Annotated in this window: 22 protein-coding genes and 1 pseudogene; 12 read left to right on the forward strand and 11 right to left on the reverse strand. The window is 67.0% G+C overall.

The features are described 5' to 3' along the window. Nucleotides 1-75 precede the first annotated feature (75 nt). From G6N32_RS13715 to G6N32_RS13735, 5 genes are all read right to left on the reverse strand, one after another. The gene (locus G6N32_RS13715) at nt 76-534 is read right to left on the reverse strand and encodes a DUF5078 domain-containing protein (RefSeq protein ID WP_232077652.1); all 459 of its coding nucleotides are present in this window, start codon (nt 532-534) and stop codon (nt 76-78) included. Between the two features lie 139 nt (nt 535-673). Beyond that, nucleotides 674-940: a hypothetical protein gene (locus tag G6N32_RS13720; RefSeq protein WP_115320065.1), complete on the reverse strand. Its 267-nt coding sequence runs from the start codon at nt 938-940 to the stop codon at nt 674-676. Between the two features lie 99 nt (nt 941-1,039). Further along, nucleotides 1,040-1,645: a hypothetical protein gene (locus tag G6N32_RS13725; RefSeq protein ID WP_115320066.1), complete on the reverse strand. Its 606-nt coding sequence runs from the start codon at nt 1,643-1,645 to the stop codon at nt 1,040-1,042. A 214-nt stretch (nt 1,646-1,859) separates the two neighbouring features. Continuing rightward, nucleotides 1,860-2,225, reverse strand: coding sequence for a hypothetical protein (locus G6N32_RS13730; protein ID WP_410432757.1), 366 nt, complete (start codon nt 2,223-2,225; stop codon nt 1,860-1,862). A gap of 1 nt (nt 2,226) precedes the next feature. Next, the gene (locus G6N32_RS13735; protein ID WP_115320067.1) at nt 2,227-3,000 is read right to left on the reverse strand and encodes an SDR family NAD(P)-dependent oxidoreductase; all 774 of its coding nucleotides are present in this window, start codon (nt 2,998-3,000) and stop codon (nt 2,227-2,229) included. An 84-nt stretch (nt 3,001-3,084) separates the two neighbouring features. On the opposite strand from G6N32_RS13735, the gene G6N32_RS13740 reads away from it, so the two are divergent. Then, complete coding sequence (locus G6N32_RS13740) at nt 3,085-3,936, forward strand: helix-turn-helix transcriptional regulator (protein ID WP_115320068.1); 852 nt, start codon at nt 3,085-3,087, stop codon at nt 3,934-3,936. A 3-nt stretch (nt 3,937-3,939) separates the two neighbouring features. Here the strand turns inward: G6N32_RS13740 and G6N32_RS13745 are convergent, their stop codons facing one another. After that, on the reverse strand, nt 3,940-4,371 hold the full coding sequence (locus G6N32_RS13745) for a pyridoxamine 5'-phosphate oxidase family protein (protein ID WP_115320069.1): 432 nt from the start codon (nt 4,369-4,371) through the stop codon (nt 3,940-3,942). 196 nt (nt 4,372-4,567) lie between these two features. On the opposite strand from G6N32_RS13745, the gene G6N32_RS13750 reads away from it, so the two are divergent. The 8 genes from G6N32_RS13750 to G6N32_RS13785 all read left to right on the forward strand — a co-directional run bounded on the left by G6N32_RS13750 (nt 4,568) and on the right by G6N32_RS13785 (nt 12,703). Beyond that, nucleotides 4,568-6,916 carry a Tex family protein gene (locus G6N32_RS13750; RefSeq protein ID WP_115320070.1) on the forward strand — a complete coding sequence of 783 codons (2,349 nt, stop codon included), beginning with the start codon at nt 4,568-4,570 and terminating at the stop codon, nt 6,914-6,916. A gap of 336 nt (nt 6,917-7,252) precedes the next feature. Then, nucleotides 7,253-8,359 (forward strand): type III polyketide synthase, encoded by a 1,107-nt coding sequence (locus tag G6N32_RS13755; protein WP_115320071.1) that lies wholly within the window; start codon nt 7,253-7,255, stop codon nt 8,357-8,359. Between the two features lie 25 nt (nt 8,360-8,384). Beyond that, entirely contained in the window at nt 8,385-8,888 is a 504-nt protein-coding gene (locus G6N32_RS13760) for an isoprenylcysteine carboxyl methyltransferase family protein (RefSeq protein ID WP_115321164.1), read from the forward strand. A 115-nt stretch (nt 8,889-9,003) separates the two neighbouring features. Continuing rightward, nucleotides 9,004-9,840 (forward strand): SH3-like domain-containing protein, encoded by an 837-nt coding sequence (locus G6N32_RS13765; RefSeq protein ID WP_115320072.1) that lies wholly within the window; start codon nt 9,004-9,006, stop codon nt 9,838-9,840. A gap of 12 nt (nt 9,841-9,852) precedes the next feature. Continuing rightward, on the forward strand, nt 9,853-10,569 hold the full coding sequence (scnC, locus tag G6N32_RS13770) for a thiocyanate hydrolase subunit gamma (RefSeq protein ID WP_115320073.1): 717 nt from the start codon (nt 9,853-9,855) through the stop codon (nt 10,567-10,569). Further along, entirely contained in the window at nt 10,566-10,901 is a 336-nt protein-coding gene (locus G6N32_RS13775; protein ID WP_115320074.1) for a thiocyanate hydrolase, read from the forward strand. The genes scnC and G6N32_RS13775 overlap by 4 nt, the downstream gene beginning before the upstream one ends. A gap of 101 nt (nt 10,902-11,002) precedes the next feature. After that, the gene (locus G6N32_RS13780) at nt 11,003-11,893 is read left to right on the forward strand and encodes an acyl-CoA thioesterase domain-containing protein (RefSeq protein WP_232077654.1); all 891 of its coding nucleotides are present in this window, start codon (nt 11,003-11,005) and stop codon (nt 11,891-11,893) included. A 36-nt stretch (nt 11,894-11,929) separates the two neighbouring features. Next, nucleotides 11,930-12,703, forward strand: coding sequence for an enoyl-CoA hydratase/isomerase family protein (locus G6N32_RS13785; RefSeq protein WP_115320075.1), 774 nt, complete (start codon nt 11,930-11,932; stop codon nt 12,701-12,703). 5 nt (nt 12,704-12,708) lie between these two features. Here G6N32_RS13785 and G6N32_RS13790 read toward each other — a convergent pair whose 3' ends face one another. Then, nucleotides 12,709-13,497 carry a transporter substrate-binding domain-containing protein gene (locus G6N32_RS13790; protein WP_163789261.1) on the reverse strand — a complete coding sequence of 263 codons (789 nt, stop codon included), beginning with the start codon at nt 13,495-13,497 and terminating at the stop codon, nt 12,709-12,711. A gap of 4 nt (nt 13,498-13,501) precedes the next feature. Beyond that, nucleotides 13,502-15,355, reverse strand: coding sequence for a fatty acyl-AMP ligase (locus G6N32_RS13795; protein ID WP_115320077.1), 1,854 nt, complete (start codon nt 15,353-15,355; stop codon nt 13,502-13,504). A 59-nt stretch (nt 15,356-15,414) separates the two neighbouring features. On the opposite strand from G6N32_RS13795, the gene G6N32_RS13800 reads away from it, so the two are divergent. Both G6N32_RS13800 and G6N32_RS13805 read left to right on the forward strand, forming a co-directional pair. Further along, nucleotides 15,415-16,200: an acyl-CoA thioesterase gene (locus G6N32_RS13800; RefSeq protein WP_115320078.1), complete on the forward strand. Its 786-nt coding sequence runs from the start codon at nt 15,415-15,417 to the stop codon at nt 16,198-16,200. Nucleotides 16,201-16,370: 170 nt separating this feature from the next. Further along, nucleotides 16,371-16,661 carry a DUF4193 domain-containing protein gene (locus G6N32_RS13805; RefSeq protein WP_115321166.1) on the forward strand — a complete coding sequence of 97 codons (291 nt, stop codon included), beginning with the start codon at nt 16,371-16,373 and terminating at the stop codon, nt 16,659-16,661. A 102-nt stretch (nt 16,662-16,763) separates the two neighbouring features. Here G6N32_RS13805 and ripD read toward each other — a convergent pair. Both ripD and G6N32_RS13815 read right to left on the reverse strand, forming a co-directional pair. Further along, nucleotides 16,764-17,249, reverse strand: a pseudogene (ripD, locus tag G6N32_RS13810) (NlpC/P60 family peptidoglycan-binding protein RipD); the annotation flags it as partial. Nucleotides 17,250-17,471: 222 nt separating this feature from the next. Further along, nucleotides 17,472-18,251, reverse strand: a complete 780-nt coding sequence (locus G6N32_RS13815; RefSeq protein WP_115320079.1) for a hypothetical protein — start codon at nt 18,249-18,251, stop codon at nt 17,472-17,474. Between the two features lie 82 nt (nt 18,252-18,333). Here G6N32_RS13815 and G6N32_RS13820 point away from each other — a divergent pair, with 82 nt between their 5' ends. Next, complete coding sequence (locus G6N32_RS13820; RefSeq protein ID WP_115320080.1) at nt 18,334-19,161, forward strand: formate/nitrite transporter family protein; 828 nt, start codon at nt 18,334-18,336, stop codon at nt 19,159-19,161. Here G6N32_RS13820 and G6N32_RS13825 read toward each other — a convergent pair. Next, complete coding sequence (locus G6N32_RS13825) at nt 19,158-20,744, reverse strand: PucR family transcriptional regulator (protein WP_115320081.1); 1,587 nt, start codon at nt 20,742-20,744, stop codon at nt 19,158-19,160. The two genes, G6N32_RS13820 and G6N32_RS13825, sit on opposite strands and share 4 nt — an antisense overlap. Nucleotides 20,745-20,775 lie beyond the last annotated feature (31 nt).

Below are 20,775 nucleotides of genomic sequence, written 5' to 3' on the forward strand. Positions count from 1 at the left end.
TGGGGCATCACCGTTGATGCCTGTACATAGCTGGAATTGACGGCGGTGTTACCGCCGTTCAGGAATTAGCCGAGGCTACCTGGCGACGGGCCAGTCCCAGACCGACATGTCGCCGGGCGGGTAATTCATGCAGACGTCGGTGGCCTTGGCGACGACGCCCTTGTTGTTGAAGAACAGCTTGGCCCAGTTGCCCCAGCGGGTCGCGACGAACTCGTAGTAGACGTTGGTCGCGGTGTCCTCGGAGTACTGCCGGCGCGCGACGGGGTCGAGCGAGAAGAACCAGTGAATGCGGTCGAACGCGATCTGCTGCACATCGGCGGGCCGGTTGCTGCGGTCGATCATGTAGCGCTCGAAGTACACCGGACTGGTGTCACGGGCCGCAGCCATGTACTGCTCGACGTCGCACTGGGTGATGATGATGCGGTGCGGGATCGGGAAGTCGTCACTGGCATCGGCGGCGGCGGGGCCGGCGGTGATGACACCTGCAGCGGCCATCGCACTCAGCGCGAGACTTGCCAGCTTCGCGCGACTCATCAAACCAGCCATCGTTCTCCTGCCCCAATCCCTAAAACCTTAAGCGGACTAACTATATAGCGGTCCACATCGCAGTATCCACCCCAGCCCGCGATTGGACGGCGAATGTGACGAGTGAGACTCGCCGCCGGAAACGGACTCAGCCGCCGTTGGTCACCGGGTTGGACGACAACGTGATGAATTGGTCGTTGATCCACACACCCCAGCGGCCGCCCCACATGTGCGTCCACACCACTGGATGGCCGGCCCATACCTCAGCCGGTTTGCGGGGCGCCCAGTCCGGAACCGGCTCCCCCACGTTCTGATCCGGCGGCGGCGGGTCCGCGATCGCGATCGCCGGCGCGGCGCCCATCGTCAGCCCGATCGCGAGTGCCGCAACGCTCAGCGCAGTTTTGATCCCAGCCATGTGCAGACTCCAACGTTCAGACGATGTGCGAATACTTAGCAAATATAACCAGCAGACGGCGCGGGTAATCCCCTACCCCGCACCTTCGCTGATCGCGGGCTAGGGCGTCGGCGCGGGCGTCGCAGTGATCGGTGCCTGCTGACCGGGGGCGTTGAACTCATACCCCGGCGGCGGCGGACCGCTCAGCGAGTAATAGCCCGGCGGCAGCGCCGGCGTTCCGGGTGGCGGCGGCTTACCCGGGCCGTACTCACTCGGGGGCGCCTCCGAACCAGGGGCGGTATACGACTTGTATCCGGGGGGCAGCGGCGGCGGCGCTCCGGCACCCGGGGGCGGCGCGACCGAGCCGCTGGCCGACGCGGACTCATCGGGCCCGTAGTACGGGTCGCGGACGTTGTGCCACATGTCTTTGAGTGACCCGAGGACACCCGGGGTGTTCTGCGAACCGTAGGTCGGGTTGGCGATCTCCGGCACCGAGGGCGGTGCCCCGGGCGGCGGAGGTGCGGGTGCCGGTGGAGCCGCCGGGTCGACCGGCATCGCCACAGGTTGACCCGGCGGGACGGCGGCAGGATCCGACGGGACCGGAATGGGCGTCGGAGTCATCGGGTCGGCGGCGGCCGTCGCGGCTCCGGCGAGGGCGGCGCCCACGGTGACGCTCGCGATGGCGACTGCGTGGACAAGTGCCGCGGTGCGGTGCCGTTCACTCATGAATCCGGCGGTCCTCTCGATCTCCCTGCGAAGGGTTGCCCCTTGGCGTAGAGGCATCGTCGCACACATTGGCCGTCGGCGTGCCGACGGCAGAACCGGTGTGCTTTCCGTCCTATCGCACGGCCGACGCATCCCGTTTCAGGATGCGTATCAGCACGCCCCGGTGCCCGCGCCGCGGCGCAGGCACCGGAAGCGGGCACACGTGGGGGCCGGGTCAGACCTGATTGGTTTCGGTGCTGCCGGTCGCCGATCCCTTGAGGTAGCGGGTGGCAAAACCGATCGACGCGACTGCCGCGACCACACCGATGACGGCCCACAGGATGATCGGGAACACCAGCGAGCCGAAGATGAAGTCGTAGGTGACCGCCAGGTAGATCGACCAGAGCACCCGGTAGATCGACCAGAAGGCCAGCAGGCCGGTGCTGATGGCGATGTAGAGACTGTGCTGGCGCTCGACGCGGTCGATGTGCTGCGCGATGGGAGTCGGCACGATCTTCATGGGGTTGTTCCTCTCGTTGTCCGCCGCCTCGGTGGCGTCGATGCGAGAAGTGAAGAACTGCCGGACGGCTACCGATCCCAACTCAGACCCACGTCCCGCCGTCGACCCGCAGTATCGCGCCGGTGACGTAGGAGGCCCGGTCGCTCAACAGCCACGCGGCGGCCTCGGCGACCTCAGCGGGGTCGGCGGCCCGCCGCAGCGGGTTGTCGGCCACCAGTCGCTCGATCACCCCCGGGGTCGCGTCCTCCCACTCCTGAATCATCTCGGTCAGCGTGGTGCCCGGCGTGATCGCATTCACGCGGATGTTCTCGGGGCCGTAGGTGACCGCAGCGGATTCGGTGAGGCTGTTCACCGCACGCTTCATCGCGCCGTACGCCGGCAACTCCGGATTACCTTTCAAGCTGCCGACACTCGACGTGTTCACGATCGCACCGCATTTGGCGGTGGCCCGGATGGCCGCGATCTCGGCCTTCATGGCCAGGAACACACCCTTGAGATTGACGGTGTAGACCCGGTCGAAGTCGTCGTCGAGCGCTTGATCGAGCGGCCCCGGGGGCGCGATCGTCGCGCCGTTGTTGAAGGCGACGTCCAGGCGGCCCCACGTTTGCACCGCCGAATCCACCGCGCGCCGCACACTGTCGCCGTCGGCGAGATCGCATACCGCGTACGCCGCCGAACCGCCGCTGCGGGTGATGTCCTCGGTGACATCGCGTAGCTGAGCCTCGGTTCTGGCCGCCAGCAGTACGGCGGCGCCTTCCCGCGCGAACAGCCGCGCGGCGGCAGCGCCGATGCCGCGCCCGGCTCCGCTGACGAAGGCGACCTTGCCGGCCAAGAGTCCGTTGTGGTGATGATCCATGCTTCGAGCGTGTCCGGTGGCGCGTGTGACAGCCAGGTACCGGCGGTACCTGGCTGGCGTCGCCGACGTGCGCACAATGGAGCTGTGGACAAGCGCGAATTCGGTGCGTTCCTGCGCAGCAGACGCGAACGGATCACACCGGCCGACATCGGTGTGGCCCACGGGAGACGGCGGCGGACCCCCGGTCTACGCCGCGACGAGGTGGCGCAATTGGCCTTCATCTCCACCGAGTACTACACCCGGCTGGAACAGGCCCGGGCACCCCACCCGTCGCGCGAAGTTTTGCAAGGTCTTTCGCGCGCGCTGCGGCTCTCCGATGCGGAGACGACGTACCTGCACCGGCTGGCCGGTGTGGAACCGGCCGCCGCACCGGGACCGCCGCGTGTCGTGCGCCCAAGCATCACCGATCTGATCACCCGGCTGCCACAGGCCGCCGCGATCGTGGTGTCGGCGACCTACGAGGTGCTGGCGTGGAACGACCTCGCGTGTGCGTTGATGGAGGACTTCTCGGCCCTGTCGCCCCGCGAACGCAATCTTGCCCGGCGGGTTTTCCTGGGTCCTGGGGCACAGGGCCGGCGCTTGTATGGGGTCTCGGATTCCGACGAATTCGCACGCACGTGCGCCCTTCATCTCCGGGCCGCGTCGGCGCGCTACCCAGACGACCCCGAGACGACCGCACTGATCGACGAACTATGCAGCGGCAGCGCGGAATTCGCCGAGCTCTGGAACTCCCGTGACGTCGTGACACGTCCCATGCTGTGCAAGACCTTCCACCACCCGGTCGTCGGACCGATCACGGTCAACTGCGATCCGCTCGATGTGGCCGACCGCGATCAGCGTGTGGTCATCTACACCGCCGAGCCCGGCTCGCCCTCCGAGGAGGCCCTGCGCCTGCTGAACGTGGTCGGGACGCAACGCCTTGACGTTCCCGGCTGAGGTTTACAACTCGTCGGAGAAGTCGGCCGTCAGCCATCGGTCCGGCCGGAAGGTGAACAACACGTTGGCGTGTCCCTCCATCGAGCGGAGGAACTGGCGCGCACCCTCCTCACCGAGATAGCGCACCGCGGTTTCTTCCAAGACTTCCGGCGGCGTGGGTTCGGTGGTGTCCACCAAAGTTCCCTCGACGACGACGTAGCGATACGGCGGCTCCTCGTCCTGCACTACCAGCGTCGCCGCACCGGCCTGCCTGATCAGCCGGGCCTTGCGCGACGAGGGGCCGGTGGAGATCAGAATGTTGCCGCCGGGGGCGTACTGGTACCAGATCGGGATGCTGGCCGGCGGCCGGCCGTCGGTGGTGGCGACGGACAGGACCGCCACGTGCTTGGCGGCAAGGTATTCCTGCCGCTCGGACTCGGTCATTTCTCTGGGCATATAGCGCCAAACCCTTCGATGTTGGTGGCTATTCCTCCCGGCCGCCTCGTACTGAGGTACGCCGGCGTACTCGGGGGCACCGATGAAGCCGTCGATGACGGCGGCGCCCAGTCGTGTGGTGAAGGCAGCCTCGAACTCTATGCAACACCCGCGACGGGTTCGCAGGATTGTCGGCGCGGTTCGGTAGGGTCTGCGCGTGACTTCGAGCCCAACCGTCAAATCTGTAAATGCCCGTCTTGCTGAAGAACTCGCCGTCGCAGAGGCCCGGGTGGCCGCCGCGGTCCGGCTGCTCGACGAGGGTGCGACCGTTCCGTTCATCGCCCGCTACCGCAAGGAAGTCACCGGCAGCCTGGACGACGGTCAGCTGCGCGACCTCGAGGAGCGGCTGCGTTATCTGCGCGAGCTCGACGAACGACGGGACGCGGTGCTCGCGTCGATCGACGAGCAGGGCAAGCTGACCGACGAGCTGAGGTCCGCGCTGCTGAGCGCCGACACGAAGTCTCGGATCGAGGACATCTACCTGCCGTACAAGCCGAAACGGCGTACCAAAGCCCAGATCGCCAGGGAAGCAGGCCTCGAGCCGCTCGCCGACCGTCTGCTCGCCGACCCCGCTGTCGCCCCCGAAGCCGCCGCTGCCGAATTCCTCACCGCCGACGTCGCCGACGCCGCGGCGGCACTCGACGGCGCGCGGCACATCCTCGTCGAACGGGCGGCCGAGGATGCCGAGCTGGTGGGTGCGATCCGGACCAAGTTCTGGGCCGAGGGTGCGGTGCGGACCGCACCGTTCTCCGACGAGGCCGCGAAGAGCCCAGCGGCACAGAAGTTTCGGGACTACTTCGAATTCACCGAGCGGCTGGAGGACATGCCCTCGCACCGGGTGCTGGCGGTGATGCGCGGAGAGAAGGAACAAGCCCTCGCCGTGCGCTTCGACGGCGGCAGCGACGACGCCTACGAGGTGATGGTCGCCAACGCCCTCGGCGTCGATCTGACCGCCAAAGCTGCGGCCACCCCATGGCTGACCACCACGGTCCGGCTGGCCTGGCGCACCCGGCTGATGATCTCCGGTGCGGTCGATGCCCGGATGCGGTTGCGTCAGCGCGCCGAAGAGGACGCCGTGGCCGTCTTCGCCAAAAACCTCAAGGATCTGCTGCTGGCGGCGCCTGCCGGTACCCGCACCACGCTCGGACTCGATCCGGGGTTCCGCACCGGGGTCAAGGTCGCCGTCGTCGACGACACCGGCAAGGTGCTCGAGACGTGCGCGGTCTACCCACATCAGCCTCAGCGCCAATGGGATTCGGCCAAGGCGACGCTGGCCGCCCTGGTTGCCCGGCACGGCGTCGAGCTGATTGCGATCGGTAACGGCACCGCGTCCCGGGAGACCGATGCACTGGCCACCGAGCTGATCGCCGATATTCGCGCGGCGGGTGCTAGCGCACCGGCGAAGGCTATGGTCAGCGAGGCCGGGGCGTCGGTGTATTCGGCGTCGGCCTACGCCGCCCGCGAGCTGCCGAGTCTGGACGTGACGGTCCGCGGTGCGGTGTCGATCGCCCGCCGCCTGCAGGATCCGCTGGCCGAACTGGTGAAGATCGAACCGAAGTCGATCGGCGTCGGCCAGTACCAGCACGACGTCACCCCCGGCACCCTGGCCCGCAGCCTCGATGCGGTGGTGGAGGACGCAGTGAACGCCGTCGGGGTCGACCTGAACACCGCGTCGGTTCCGCTGCTGTCGCGGGTGTCGGGAGTCTCCGAGTCGTTGGCCGAAGCGATCGTGGCCTACCGCGAGAAGACCGGTCCGTTCCGCAGCCGCACCGCCTTGCTCGATGTTCCACGCCTGGGCCCCAAAGCCTTTGAACAGTGCGCCGGCTTCCTGCGGATCCGCGGCGGTGACGACGCCCTCGACGCCTCGGGTGTCCACCCGGAGGCCTATCCGGTGGTGCGGCGCATTTTGGACCGTTCGGGCATCACGATGGCCGAATTGATCGGCAACGAACGAGCGTTGCGGACACTGCGCCCGGCCGACTTCGCCGACGACCGCTTCGGCGTGCCCACGGTGACCGACATCCTCGCCGAGCTGGAAAAGCCGGGCCGCGATCCGCGGCCGGCCTTCTCCACCGCGACCTTCGCCGCGGGTGTGGAGAAGGTGGCCGATCTCAAGGCCGGAATGGTGCTCGAAGGTGTCGTGACCAACGTCGCGGCGTTCGGCGCCTTCGTCGACGTCGGTGTCCATCAGGACGGTTTGGTGCACGTCTCGGCGATGTCGGATCGATTCGTATCCGATCCGCATGAAGTCGTGCGCTCGGGTCAGGTGGTGCGGGTGAAAGTCGTCGACGTCGATGTGGATCGCCAGCGGATCGGACTCACCCTGCGGCTGGGCGACGAACCGAAAGCCAAGCAGTCCACGAGCCCTGGGCGCAGTGGCGCCACTGCCGGCCGCGGCGAGCGACGCCAGCCCGCTCGCGGCGGCGACGGCGGTCGGCGGGACACCAACAACCGGTCTTCCGGTGCGATGGCACAAGCCCTGCGCGACGCCGGTTTCGGCCGATAGCACTGCCCTTCCGTTCGGTTCAGCCTCCGGGGGAGGCTGGCCAAATGGGGCAATACTTTTCATGATCACATCCGTGCACGAAATACCCGGAAAGAAAGTTCAACGATATTTCGGGTTATCAGCAGTCCCCCAGCCCCAGCACAATTAATTGTCAGAAGAGGCCGCTTTCCTGGGAATTCTCAGCCTTCATTTATGTTGTGCCTCTTAGTTTTTCATAAATTCCGCACCGATCGGGACTTATACAGAAGGTCGACGGATATTTCGGGTTCGTGTGCGATATTTCACGACCGGGCTAAACGGGAATGGTTTTAGCGCATTGCCGGTGTTGCATCGCGCATGACAGATATTGCTTTCTCCCACTCGCTGAACCCGATCGGCACACCCCGCTGCGGCGATCCCCGCGTCACCGGTACCGCGGTCGCGTTCACGACACATCGCTACGACCAGGACGAGGTGGCCAGGGCGCTCACCGAGTTCGCCGAACCCGGGTTCGCCCGGTTCGCCCGAACCAGCGGCGTCGAATACCGCAACCTCGCGCTGCCGGTGGAGCGCTACCCGAAACTGGCCGGTTTCACCGAAGCCAACGAGGCATATCTCGAGGTCGCCGTCGAACTCGGCGAGCAGGCGGTGCGCCGGGCCCTCGACGAGGCCCACCTACGCCCTGACGAGGTCGACGCCATCCTGACTGTGTCGAGCACCGGAGTGGCCGTGCCCACCATCGATGCCCGCATCGCGTCGAAGCTGGGGCTCCGGTCCGACGTCAAGCGCATCCCGCTGTTCGGGCTCGGCTGTGTGGCCGGCGCAGCCGGGATGGCGCGCATGCACGACTACCTGCGCGGCTTTCCCGACCACGTCGCCGTGTTGCTCTCCGTCGAGCTGTGCTCTCTGACGCTGCAACGCGACGACACCTCGATCCCCGCGCTGATCGGCGTCTGCCTGTTCGGCGACGGCGCTGCAGCGGTGGTCGGCACGGGCGCCGATCGGGTCCCCGCCGGACTCCCCCTGCAGCAGGGACCGCAGATCCTGGCGACCCACAGTGCGCTGTTGCCCGACACGGTCGAGGTGATGGGCTGGAATGTGAGCTCCAGCGGATTCCAGCTCGTGATGTCACGAGACGTTCCCAAGATGGCCGATGACCACCTCCGCGCGGAGGTCGACCGGTTCCTCGCCGAGCATCAGCTGACGACCGCCGACATCACCACCTGGGTGTGTCACCCGGGCGGACCCAAGGTGCTCGAATCGATCACCAACGCGGTCGGCATGCCGGCCGAAGCCTTGCGGCACAGCTGGGAATCGATGCGCGACAACGGAAACATGTCGTCGGCGTCGGTGCTCGACGTCTTCAACCGAACTCTCGCGGAGGCGCCGGCGGCCGGCTCGCTGGGAATCATGCTGGCAATGGGGCCCGGCTTCAGCTTCGAACTGTTGCTTCTGAGTTGGTGAAGGGGTCCCGATGATCTACACATCGATGTTCTATTACGGGTTCATCCTCGCGATCGGCGCTGAACGCCTTGTCGAGCTGGTGGTGTCGCGGCGCAATGCCCGATGGTCCTTCGCCCAGGGCGGCCGGGAGTTCGGCCGCGGGCACTATCCGGTGATGGTCGGCATGCACACCTTGCTGCTGGTGTCCTGCATCGTTGAAGTGGCGACCCTGCACCGGCCGTTCCTGCCCTGGCTCGGCTGGCCGATGGTGGCGGTGGTGGCAGCCAGCACCGGGCTGCGGTGGTGGTGTGTGTCCACGCTGGGTAAGCGCTGGAATCCGCGGCTGATCGTGATCAAGGGTGCGCCCTTGATCGACCGTGGCCCCTATCGCTGGATGCACCACCCCAACTACACCGCGGTGGTCGCCGAAGTGGCGGCGCTGCCACTGGTGCACTCAGCCTGGACGACAGCGATCGTGTTCAGCATCGCCAACGCCCTGGTGCTCACCGTGCGGATCCGCGCCGAGAACGCGGCGCTGGGCTACGCCTGAGAAGTTCCCGCAATTGTCCGGCGGGTAAGAGTCCATGGATTGCAACCACTTTCGGGCATAGTCGGTGTTACGTTGGCTCTCGTTGGACCTGTGCACGGTCACAAGGGGGCTTTCGATGAGCACTGCCGCAGAACGCGCCGATCAGTTGGCTCTGGTGGCCCGGCTCAAGTCCGCCTATCCGGAACTGCCGGATGCTCCCACCCCGGATCTGCTCGACCACGCCAGGTTCGTCGCCTACATGAAGCCGGTGCACGATGTCGGCGGCGAGCCGGACGCTCCGATGAAGTACGAGAACAAGGACTACGAGTACTGGGAGCACATGACCTACGTCATCTGCGAGGTGCTGGCGTGGCGCGGAATCTGGCTCTCCGAGGAACGGCGCCGGATCGGCAACGTCGACGTCCAACGCGCCGTCTACCTCGGCTTCCCCTACTACGGCCGCTGGCTGCTGTCGGTGGCCCGAGTGTTGATCGAAAAGCACCACATCGGTCTGACCGAGCTGACCGAGCGGATGGCCGAGGTCAAGGAACGCTATGCCGGCGGACTGGCGGGCAAGACCCTGGCGGCCAAGCCCAAGTTCGAAGGTGACGGATCGCAGGTCAAGCGCAACAGTCACATTGTGCATGCCCAGGGCAAGGGCGACCCGCAGGTCTACGCGGGCAGGGCCGGCGAACCGAGGTTCACGGTCGGCGACCCCGTGGTCGTGCGTGAATTGCCGGTGTTGTTCTACACCCGCACGCCGGAGTACGTCCGCGGTGCCACGGGTGTCATCGACGCGGTGGCCTATGAAAGCCCGGCCGCCGAGGACGAGACCTGGGACATCCCCGACGCCAAGCCCGAATGGTTCTACGTCGTCAAATTCCGCATGTCCGAGCTGTGGGACGACTTCAACGGCCCGGACAGCGACAGCTTGCGCACCGAGATCCCCGAGCACTGGCTTGCACCCGCATAGGAACGGACCGACATGACCGACCACGATCACGATCACGATCACGATCACGACCGCACCGTCAAGCCGATGGTCGACGAGATCACCGACTTCGAAGTGCTCGAGATCGCGCTGCGCGAATTGTGCATCGAGAAGGGCATTTTCACTGCCGAGGAGCACCGCCGTTTCACCGAGTTCGCCGAGCAGATCGGCCCAATGCCGGCGGCTCGCCTGGTGGCCCGCGCCTGGCTGGATCCCGCCTTCAAAGCTCTTGCCCTCGCCGAACCGATGACCGCCAGCAAGGAGGTCGGTGTCGACTGGCTCGAGCCGACCGGGTTCGGCACCCCCAGCGACTTCACCGCGTTCCAGATTCTCGAAGACACCCCGGCCGTGCACAACGTGATCGTGTGCGCGCTGTGCTCCTGCTACCCGCGGCCCATCCTCGGCAACTCCCCCGAGTGGTACCGCACACCGAACTACCGGCGGCGGCTGGTGCGCTGGCCCCGGCAGGTTCTCGCCGAGTTCGGCCTCTACCTGTCCGACGACATCGAAGTCCGTGTGCAGGACTCCAACCAAAAACACCGCTTCATGGTCATGCCGATGCGACCAGAGGGCACCGACGGCTGGACCGAGGACCAGCTGACCGAGATCATCACCCGCGACTGCCTGATCGGCGTCGCGCTGCCGAAACCCGGGGTGACCACCAATGTCATCACCGACACCCGCCCTGCCATGCATCCGGTCGGCGAATGAAACCCGAGCCGTTACAACAGATTGTCGACCGTAATCAGGTCTGGCCGGTCATGGCGGCCAAATACGGGGTGGAGAACCCGGTGCCGCCATGGAAGACCAGCCTCGACGGGCTGTGTGACGCACTCGATCACGCGGCATGTGACGCCGACGTCCCGACCTTCACAGAACGGCGCGACGAGGAGGACGAGCTGTCGGCCAGCGTGTACGCCGGCCTCCCCTACCCCGAGAGCCAGCTGGTCTCGCTGGCACACTCGCTGCTGTCCCGAGGTGTCATCACCGAAGATGAACTGCAGCAACGACTTTCCGCTGTCCGCGCCCGGTTGGAGGCCTGACACCAGCGGGTGTGTCCCCCGATCGGTGGACACCGCATTCATCCGGCGTTACGGCCGATCGGCGGATATTTCGGGTGGCCACGGCGCGTCATAGTTGCCTGGTGAGCCGTCAAGCAAGCGGCGGCTCCCCGACTCAGAGGATGGCAACGATGAACAGCGGCATGGTCTTGCCCAAGCGCACAGCAGCGGCGTCGAGCGCAATCGGTATCCGCCCTGCGTATTTCGTTCAGCACGGAAACGGCATCTTCCGCCCCACCCCCTCTGCGGCGGCATCCTGGAGCGAGGGTCTGCTCAGCGGTCAGGCGATCGCCGGGCTCGCGGCATCGACGCTGGAACGCAAGTACGGCAGCGCCGGCTACCTGCCCACCCGGCTGACGCTGGATCTGCTCAAACCTGCCCGTGCCGTCCCCACCCATACTCAGACGCGGCTGATCCGGCACGGAAACCGCATGCGCACCGCCGAATGCGACATCATCCAGGACGACTGGATCGTGGCACGCGCAACTCTGTTGCAATACCGCCTGACTCGCACACCGGACAGCCCGGTCGCGGCGCAGACACAGCCCGCCGGCGCACCGCCCGACACCGAGAACCAGGCCCTCTACATCGACGGCGACGGAACCGGTTGGAGCCCGATGGGCGAACAGGCCGCGGCCGGACGCAAACGCGCGTACTACGGCGGCCTGGACGCGGTGGCCGGTCTGCGGGCCACGCCCTTCGTCCGTGCCGCAGTGGTCGCCGAGGCAGCCGCTAACCTGGTGACCAATCTGGGCGACGGCGAAGTCGGTTACATCAACGGGGACCTGACGGTGGCATTGTCGCGGCTGCCCCACGGCGTGTTCATCGGTGTGCAAGCCGACACCCATTTCGCCGAGAACGGGGTGTCGGTGGGCAGTGCCACCCTGTTCGACGATGCGGGCGCCTTCGGCACCAGCATGGTCACCGCGGTGGCGAATCCCGCGGGCCGCGGCGTCAGCCGTCGGCGAGACTGAGCGTCGGGCAGCCTCGCCCGAAACTAGAGTGCAGCAATGAGCCTCGTCACCTACCAACTGGAAGACCACGTCGCGACGATCACCCTCAACCGGCCCGAAGCGCGCAACGCCATCAACGGCCCGCTCCGCCAGGGCATCAACGCCGCATGGGATCGGTTCCGTGACGAGGAGGACGCCTGGGTGGGGATTCTGACCGCCACCGGCGACGTCTTCTGCGCAGGCGGTGACCTCAAAGACGGCGAGGGCTCGGTGGGCACCTTCGGCGGGACGTTCTGGGAGAAGCCGACGATCAATTCGTTCGAGTCCGGCATGGAACTGTTCAAACCCACGATCGCCGCCGTGCACGGTCCCTGCGTCGGATACGGCGTCACCGGAGTCCTGTTCTGCGACTTTGTGATCGCGTCGACCGAAGCCACGTTCAGCTTCCCCGAAGTGACCCTCGGCTTACCGACCATCGTCGGCGCCATTCGGTTGCCGCACCGTGTCGGCTGGGCCAACGCCATGGAGCTGCTGCTGACCGGCAAACCGATCAGCGCCGAGCGGGCCAAGGAGATCGGGCTGGTGTGGAAGCTCGTCGAACCCGCGGATCTGCAAGCCGAGGCCCAGGCCTGGGCCAGAACCCTGACCGAAGCCGCGCCGCTGGCGCAGCGTGCCACCAAAGAAGTGGCCTGGCGGACCGCCGACATGGGCTGGATCGAGTCGGTGCGTTTCGGCGAGGTGATGCGCAAGGTCGCCGGCGCCACCGAGGATGTCGGCGAAGGCCTGCAGGCATGGCGGGAGAAGCGCAGGCCGCAGTGGAAGGGCCGCTGAGGCGCCTAGCCGGGCGGCTCGGGCGCCGGCGCGTGCAGCCACCGTTGGTAGCTGTCGGCATAGGTTCCGTCGTGCAGCGCGCCGGCCAGCCAGGCGTCGGTGGCGGCGGCGATGGGACTGCCCTTGGGCAGCAGGTAGGCCTTGACCTCGGAGGTGAACGGGTCCGCGGGGTGCTGGGCCACCAACCCGGGGTGCAGCGACGACTGGTAGATCGCTTCGATGGCGTCGGTGACCATGACGTCGGCGCCACCGGCCGCGAGCTGATCGAAGATGGTGGTGTTGTCCGGCCAGATCGTGAGCTCCGCGTCGGGCAAGTGCGTGCGGGCGAAACGTTCGTTGGTGCCGCCGCTGTTCTCGATGACCCGCACACCCGGCTGGTTGATCTGCTCGATGGTCACCAGCCGCTCGGCGTCGGCCGCCGGGACCAGCGCGGTCTTGCCGCCGGCCAGGTAGGCCCGGGTCACGTCGACGACGCGGCGGCGCTCCGGGGTGTCGGTGATGCCGCCCATCGCGATATCGCATCGTTGGTGTGAGGTGAGGTCCGCGACCAGCGTCGACCAGGTGGTGGGCACGAACACCGCGGTGCGCCCGAGATGTGCGGCCAGATCGGCGGCCATGTCGATGTCGACCCCGCTGTACTGTCCCGTCGCCGGGTCGCGGTAGGTCAGGGGCCGGTAGTCGCCGGTGGTGCAGACCTTCAGGACGGCCGGGCCGCCTGCCCGGGCGACCGGCGGCGCGACGTACGCGGTGAGCGCCGCGGCAATGGCAAGCGCGCCAAAGGTCAACGGCCGCATACGATCACCGCACCCGCAGCGCATCGGAGAGGTATTCGGCGCGGCAGGCTCGCCGGGCCAGTTTGCCGCTGGTGGTGCGCGGGATGGCGCCGGCGGGTAGCAGCCGCACATCGGCGGCCTCGATACCGTGACGATCGAACACCGCCGACCGGATCGCCGCGATCGCGGCTGCCGGATCGCTGCGACTGGTGCCGGCCGCGCGTTCGGCGATGATCACCAGCTGTTCTGTGGTGTCATGTGTTGTCGCACCAGGCATGTGGTTCTTCGGAAGCGTGAACGCCGCCACGTACCCGTGCCGGACGAGTGCTGAGGAATCCGCGGCGGTCTTCTCGATATCGTGCGGATACAGTGTCCGACCGTCGAGCACCACGATGTCGGCGAGGCGGCCGGCGACGTAGAGCTCGCCGCCGAGATAGAAGCCGAGGTCGCCGGTGCGCAACCAGGCGCCGTCGGCGGGCACGCTGCCGGCGTGGCCGTCCTCGGATCGCCGGCGGACCAGCCTGGCCCCGAAGACCCGCCTGCTCTCCTGCGGCTGGCCCCAGTAGCCGCGGCCGACATTGTTACCGTGCAACCAGATTTCACCGACCCTGCCGTCGGGCAGCTCTTCGCCGGTCGCCGGGTCGACGATCGCCGCCCACAGACTGCGGGCCACCTGGCCGCACGAAACCTGGGTGATCGCGTCCGCGTCCTCGTCGGCCTCCTGCGCCACTCCCTCGGCCAACCGCTCACGGTCCAGCCGAATCACTGTGGGCTGCGCGGTCGGTGCGATCGTCGCGACGAACAGGGTGGCCTCGGCGATGCCGTAGGACGGCTTGAAGGCCGTCGGCGGCAGACCATGCGGTGCGAACGCCTCGGAGAAGGTGGCGATCGCGTCGGCGCTCACCGGTTCGGACCCGATGATCATCACCACGTTGCTCAGGTCGATGTCATCCCCGGCGTCGGGCAGGCCGCGCGCAGCGGTCCACTCGTACGCGAAATTCGGTGCGGCGGTGATGACATGGCCGTACCGGGACGCATCGGAGAGCGCCCGGATCCAGCGTTGCGGCCTACGGATGAAGGCGGTCGGTGACAGCAGTGTGGAATGTCCGCCGTACACGGTCGGGAAGCCGATCATCGACAAGCCCATATCGTGGTAGAGCGGTAACCAGCTGACGCCGTGGGTATTTCGATCGAGCAGATCGATGGCCAGGATCATCTGGATCAGGTTGGTACCGACGGCCCGGTGGGTGATCTCCACTCCGGCGGGGGGTCGGGTCGAGCCCGAGGTGTACTGCAGATGCGACACGTCGTCGACGTCGACAACGGTCTCGACGAAGTCGGCGGCCGAGGAATCGGGAATCTCGTCGATGATCATCAGCTGCGGCTGCCGAGCCGGCGGTAGCTTGGCCAAAAACCCGCGCACACTGTCGGCGGCGGCTGCGGTGGTGAGCACCAGAGTGGGCCGCGAATCACCGAGAGCGGTGTCGAGACGTTCGGCGTGGCCGGGCAATTCGGGAGCGAACAACGGCACAGCGATGGTGCCCGCCTTGATCGCGGCGAAGAAACCGGCGATGTAGTCCAGCCCCTGCGGCGCCAATATCGCGACCCGGTCACCGCGTTCAGCGCTGCGCTGTATGTGCGCGGCGATCGCGTGCAGGCGCACGCCGAGCTGAGTCCAGGTCAGCTCGAACACCACCGGTTCGGCCGAGCGGCTGTAGTCGAGGTAGCGGTAGGCGATGGTGTCGCCGACGTTGGCGATGTTGCGGTCGATCAACGAGATCAGCGTCACGCCCGCCGGTAAGACGACGTTTCCGTCGGCGTCCAAGCAGTCTTCGATCCGAAGCAGGCCCTCTGGTGCGTCGACGTGGCCGCGGTCCATGCCAGGAGTCTAAGACGCTATCGTGAGTGCGATTTTCACCGACGACCCGACAGGAGATCATGTCGAGCTGGATCGCCGAGCTGGTCCAACTCGACCGCAGCGGGCCCACCTTTCGCGCATCGGCGGCCCATGGTGCGGGTCCCCGGCTCTTCGGCGGGTTGATCGCCGCACAGGCGCTGGCGGCCGCGGGCTCCACCGTAGATCCCGGCCGGCTGCCGCAGTCGTTGCACGCCTACTTCATCAAAGGCGGCCGGATCGGCGTCGACATCCACTTCGCCGTCGAGATCACCCGGGACGGCCGCTCTTTCAACACCCGCCGCGTCACCGCGACGCAGGACGGTGTCGCGATATTCGAAATGCTGGCGTCGTTTCATCAACCCGAGACGACCACCGACTGGCAGCTACCGCAGGAGCCGCGGGTGCCGCTGACGGAGGCGACGATTCTCACACGACTGCCGGTCGAGTGGGCCGATCACTTCGACATCCGGCTCGCACCGGGTCCGCAGAGCCGCGTCGAGTGGCCCACCCAGCCGTTCTGGTTCCGCACCCGCGAACCGGTCGAGGACGATCCCCTGCTGCGAGCCTGCGCACTGACCTTCATCTCGGACCTGGGCATGGTGTCCTCGGCACGTCCGCCGGGCCCGGAATTCCCCGGTCCGGGCGGAGCCGCCAGCCTCGACCACGCGCTGTGGCTGCACCGGCCGTCCGACCCCCACCGGTGGCACCTCTACGACGCCACCGCGGTGAGTCACAGCGACGCGCGGGGGTTGGCGCACGGCTCATTTCAGCGTGATGACGGTACCCTGATCGCCAGCGTCGCCCAGGAATCTCTCTGGCGAACCTGAGCCCAGCTTTTTACGTGCCTACGGCAGGCGAATCCGCAGGCCACAGCCAGGCAGGACCCAGCGCAGACACAGCCGGAAACAACGGTGTTTAGCAGAGACCGGCTACGGGAACAAACTCGCATTCGACCGCGTTGACGCGACGTCGAATGCGGAAACGAAAGGCACGGATCATGACGGTTGATTACGACGCCCCCCGCCGCACCCAGGCCGAGCCTGAGGAAGAGTCTCTCGAAGACTTGGCGGGACGGCGCAAGGACACGGCTACAGCCGTAATAGATATCGATGAAGCGGAAGCGGCGGATTCCTTCGAGCTGCCCGGTGCCGACCTGTCAGACGAAGAGCTCACGGTGCGGGTCGTGCCCAAGCAGGCTGACGAGTTCACCTGCAGCAGCTGCTTTCTGGTGCACCACCGCAGCCGGCTGGCAGACGCCACCAGCCTGGTCTGCACCGACTGCGCCTAGCCGGCAGGCCTGCCCGGTCTCGCCCGACGGTGGGCGTGTCCGTCGTCGCGCCGTGAATCTGCACGGCGGGTCAACGGCACGCCCCCGGCGTGACGCTCAGGCGATGACGCGGACCAGGTAGGGCGCCATGTCTTTGGCCCGCACCGCTGATACCGCGACGACCGTGTCGGTGACTTCCAGCATCTGGTTGTTGCCCAGAAACATCGCGACGCTCTGGGTGCCGTCCGGCCCGTAGAAGATCAGATCGCCCGGCAACGCCTGGTCAGCGGTGACGTGCTGGCCGACCTTGTACATATCTCCCGAGGAACGCGGCAGCTTGGCTCCCACGCCGGCGTAGATGTACTGGATCAGACCCGAGGAGTCGAAGCCGACGACGGCCGCGCTCGGCCCTTTGCCCAGGGTGGGTCCGTTGATGTCGCCGCCGGCCCAGGCGTAGGGCACGCCCCGCTGGGCGAGCCCGCGCTGGATCACCAGGTTGACGTACTGATCCCGGCCCACCGGAGCGGCGGTCGCCGTCGGGGCCAGCAGGCCGGGAATGGCGAACAGCATCACCAGGCTGATCGCCAGGGCATACACGCGCTTCTTCATCATGATTTCCACCTTCCGGGCGCCTCTGAGCAAAGCTCCGTCCTCTTCACAGAGGTCACTTCTGTCACTTTCTACCGCAATCAGCTGACAGCCGCTTACCACGCTCACGGCCTGACCAGGGCTTTTAGCCGATCCGTGACGCAAAGGTGTCCAAAGCGGTGTGCATCCTTGCCCGATCGGTTGCGATCGTCCCGCCGCCGTCAGCAACGGCGCCGGGACCGCTCAGCGGCGACGGTCGCGCACCCGGTAGGTCGACGGCCACGACTTGCGGGACTCGTCGCCGGTCAGGGTCATCCCCATCCCGCCGACTTTGACGTCGTAGGCTTCCTTTCCCGCGCCGACCTCGCGGTTGGCGTGCTCCTGAGCCAGGTAGTACAGCTCGTCGATCGCGGCTTCGCTGTACGCGACAAAGGACGTCTCGCGCACCACGTCGTCGCTGAGCACCATGGTGTCGGGCAGGATGCGCGCGGCGACCGCGGCCAGGCCCAGCAGCGCGAACGGGATGACCCAGTAACACAACACGGACAGCGCGTTCGCGGTGTCGAGAATCGTTGCCTCGCTCGCGGCGATGGGTGGGATCGCCGAGGACACGGTCATCCCCGCGAAAGCGGCGATCCAGATCCAGGTCAGCAGCGACGTGATCTTCCTGAACGGCTCGCTGGTGACGATCTCCTCAGACCGGCCTGCCGCGGCGAATTCCCGCACGAAGGGCGTGCCGGCCAGCGTCCCGACCAGTGTGATGAGCAGGATGCCCGCAGTGCTCAGCGGCAGTATCCACTGCTCCAAGAACGCTTGGCTCGCCACGAAGGTCAGCACTGTCAGAACGAAGAATGCTGCGACAGAACCGATTTCGAAGGTCAGGCCGGCCGCCTTGCGGGTGCGGCTCATCACCAGCCCGAGTATCGCGACGATTAGGGCGACCAGGACGGCCGTCGTGAATGGCGCGTTGCCCACCAGTACCCAATAGACGATCCACGGCGCAAAGCCAACGAGAATGCCCACGGCGGCCAGTCTATGGGCGGACGTTGAGCGACTGCTCAGCGGCGTCCGGTGTCGGGTTGGCCGCCGATGGGTATACGGAATCGTGAGTTCAACGAGCCAGCGCCAGCTGGGCGATTCAGACAGCCCGATCGAGGATGAACTCGAGGCCGCCTTCAACCGCATGGTCGACGAGGGCGGTCAGCGGCTGCACCGCAGCTGGCGCGAAGTCCTGGTCACCGGATTCTTCGGCGGCACCGAGGTCGCGGTGGGGGTGCTGGCCTACCTGTCCGTGCTGCATGAGACCCATAACCAACTGCTCGCCGGAGTGGCGTTCTCCATCGGGTTCCTGGCACTGCTGCTCGGCCGAAGCGAGCTGTTCACCGAAGGATTCCTGGTTCCCGTCACGACGGTGGCCGCCAAGCGTGCCAGCGTGGGTCAGCTGGCCAAGCTGTGGAGCGGCACGCTGGTGTCCAACCTGGTCGGCGGGTGGGTGATCATGGCGCTGATCATCGCGGCGTTCCCCAAACTCAGGAGCCAAACCATCACCTCCGCCGAGCATTTCGTCGGCGAACCGCTGTCGGTGCAGACGATGTCGCTGGCCGTGCTGGGCGGCATGGTGATCACGTTGATGACCCGGATGCAGCACGGCACCGACTCGGTACCCGGCAAGATCGCGGCCGCCGTGGCCGGTGCGTTCGTCCTGGCCGGACTGCAGCTGTTTCACTCGATCCTGGACTCGCTGTTGATCTTTGGTGCCCTGTCGACCGGTGAGGCGCCCTTCGGCTACCTCGATTGGCTGGGGTGGTTCTGGTACACGCTGGTCGGCAACATCGTCGGCGGCTTGGTGCTGGTGACGCTGCTGCGACTCCTGCGGAGCAAGGAGCGGCTCAAGGACGAGCGTCGCGACGCCGACGATCCCGCGACGGACTAGACGTTCAGGATCAACATCGCCACGTGCAAGGACGTCCGGGACTCGGCGTCGTCGAGGTCGAGTCCGACGATCCGCTGCAGGGCCTCCAACCGGGCGTACAGCGTGGGTCGCGACATGTGCAGCGTCCTGGCGAGCTCGGCTTTGTTGCCGCCGGCCGACAGGTAGTGCCATAGCAGGTCGAACGCCTCGTCACCGTGCTTGGCCCGATCCGCCAGCAGCCCGGCCAGCTCGGTCTCGGCGAACGCCTGTACGCGAGGATCACTACGGATCAGCGACAGCAGACCGCGCAAGCGGACATCAGCAGCCCGATGAAACGGCTTGTCCTGCAAGGGCATCGACATCGCCACCTCGGCGACGTGCCCCGCTTCACGCAGGCCGCCCACCGCGTCGACCAGCCGGCTGTTCTCGGGCCCCACGCCGATGGCGCATCCGCTCACCCCGTCCAAGTGGGCGACCGCCCGCCGGGTGGCCGAACACACCTCGCCCAGCACGGTATCGAGGGAACCGGGGGCCCGGCTGGTGCGCTGCGGCGCCAACACCACGTCGATCTGCCCGTCGTCACGGGTGGCGGCCAAACCGGTATGGCCGGCCGCACGCACGGTGTGCATGATCGCGTCCAGGGTGCGGACCCGCCGTTGGGCGATCGCGACCTGATCGGCCCCCGGACTTTCCCGCAGCCGGACCGCCATCGGCACATACGTCAGCGCAGGCCGCAACCCCAGCGCGTGCGCGCGGGCGGTGGCCTCGGCCTCGTCGGTGATGCGACCGCGGCGCAGGTCGTCGACAAGTCCGCTCTGCGCGCGCAGCTCCAGCGAGCTGCGGTTCTGCTCGACCATCCGGTTCAAGGCCAGGGCCTGTGCCGCACGCTCCAACGTCATCACCGAACGGCCGTCGGCCGCGGTCATCCGCGGCGCGATCAACCGGCCCCATTCCTCGCGGTGCGGGCCAACCGGACACGCGGTCCACGCGTCGCCGCCCGCCAACCGAGACCGCCGCTCCCAGTCGACCAGCAGTGCTGCCGCCGAGACATCCCGGCCGTCGAACGCCAGCACCTGTCGGTTGAGGTCCTCCAACACCACCGGGGTGTCGAGCATCCGGGCTGTCGCAGTGACGATCTGGTCGATCGACGCCCGCCGCATGCTCAATGCGGTGAACTCTTCGTGTACTCGTTGGGCGTACTCGACCTCGGCGTACTGGTCGGCCACGATCCGGCGGTGCACCTCTTCGGTGACATCGATGAAGCGCACCGTCCGGTGCAGCACGATCACCGGAAGGGACAGCGCAGAGCCGATGGCGCGCACGGACTCCGGGAGCCGGTCGATGTGCAGTCCGAGTTCGATCACCACGCCCACCGCGCCGGCCTTCGCGAGGCCGGGCAGATACGCGTCCCGGCGCGCCGGATCGGCCAATGCCTGGCCTGTCGTGAGCACCAGCTCCCCGCCGGTCAGCAGGCCGGACAGGTCGGCGAGATCGCTGACGTGCACCCAGCGCACCGGCTGGTCCATCGGTCCGGCGCACACCACCTCCGGATCGCCGCGCCGCACCGACGGCAGTTCGAGGATCTCGGCAAGGGTCAACTGCATTAACACAGTGTAAGAGAAGACATCACTTCAT

It is taken from the genome of Mycolicibacterium aichiense (assembly GCF_010726245.1).
Lineage (GTDB): Bacteria > Actinomycetota > Actinomycetes > Mycobacteriales > Mycobacteriaceae > Mycobacterium > Mycobacterium aichiense.

Excerpts from the sequence above, each read along its gene's own strand:
- G6N32_RS13715 (WP_232077652.1), bottom strand. The coding sequence starts at position 534 with ATGAGTCGCGCGAAGCTGGCAAGTCTCGCGCTGAGTGCGATGGCCGCT.
- G6N32_RS13720 (WP_115320065.1), bottom strand. The coding sequence starts at position 940 with ATGGCTGGGATCAAAACTGCGCTGAGCGTTGCGGCACTCGCGATCGGG.
- G6N32_RS13725 (WP_115320066.1), bottom strand. The coding sequence starts at position 1,645 with ATGAGTGAACGGCACCGCACCGCGGCACTTGTCCACGCAGTCGCCATC.
- G6N32_RS13735 (WP_115320067.1), bottom strand. The coding sequence starts at position 3,000 with ATGGATCATCACCACAACGGACTCTTGGCCGGCAAGGTCGCCTTCGTC.
- G6N32_RS13745 (WP_115320069.1), bottom strand. The coding sequence starts at position 4,371 with ATGCCCAGAGAAATGACCGAGTCCGAGCGGCAGGAATACCTTGCCGCC.
- G6N32_RS13755 (WP_115320071.1), top strand. The coding sequence starts at position 7,253 with ATGACAGATATTGCTTTCTCCCACTCGCTGAACCCGATCGGCACACCC.
- G6N32_RS13760 (WP_115321164.1), top strand. The coding sequence starts at position 8,385 with ATGTTCTATTACGGGTTCATCCTCGCGATCGGCGCTGAACGCCTTGTC.
- G6N32_RS13765 (WP_115320072.1), top strand. The coding sequence starts at position 9,004 with ATGAGCACTGCCGCAGAACGCGCCGATCAGTTGGCTCTGGTGGCCCGG.
- scnC (WP_115320073.1), top strand. The coding sequence starts at position 9,853 with ATGACCGACCACGATCACGATCACGATCACGATCACGACCGCACCGTC.
- G6N32_RS13775 (WP_115320074.1), top strand. The coding sequence starts at position 10,566 with ATGAAACCCGAGCCGTTACAACAGATTGTCGACCGTAATCAGGTCTGG.
- G6N32_RS13785 (WP_115320075.1), top strand. The coding sequence starts at position 11,930 with ATGAGCCTCGTCACCTACCAACTGGAAGACCACGTCGCGACGATCACC.
- G6N32_RS13790 (WP_163789261.1), bottom strand. The coding sequence starts at position 13,497 with ATGCGGCCGTTGACCTTTGGCGCGCTTGCCATTGCCGCGGCGCTCACC.
- G6N32_RS13795 (WP_115320077.1), bottom strand. The coding sequence starts at position 15,355 with ATGGACCGCGGCCACGTCGACGCACCAGAGGGCCTGCTTCGGATCGAA.
- G6N32_RS13800 (WP_115320078.1), top strand. The coding sequence starts at position 15,415 with ATGTCGAGCTGGATCGCCGAGCTGGTCCAACTCGACCGCAGCGGGCCC.
- G6N32_RS13805 (WP_115321166.1), top strand. The coding sequence starts at position 16,371 with ATGACGGTTGATTACGACGCCCCCCGCCGCACCCAGGCCGAGCCTGAG.
- G6N32_RS13825 (WP_115320081.1), bottom strand. The coding sequence starts at position 20,744 with ATGCAGTTGACCCTTGCCGAGATCCTCGAACTGCCGTCGGTGCGGCGC.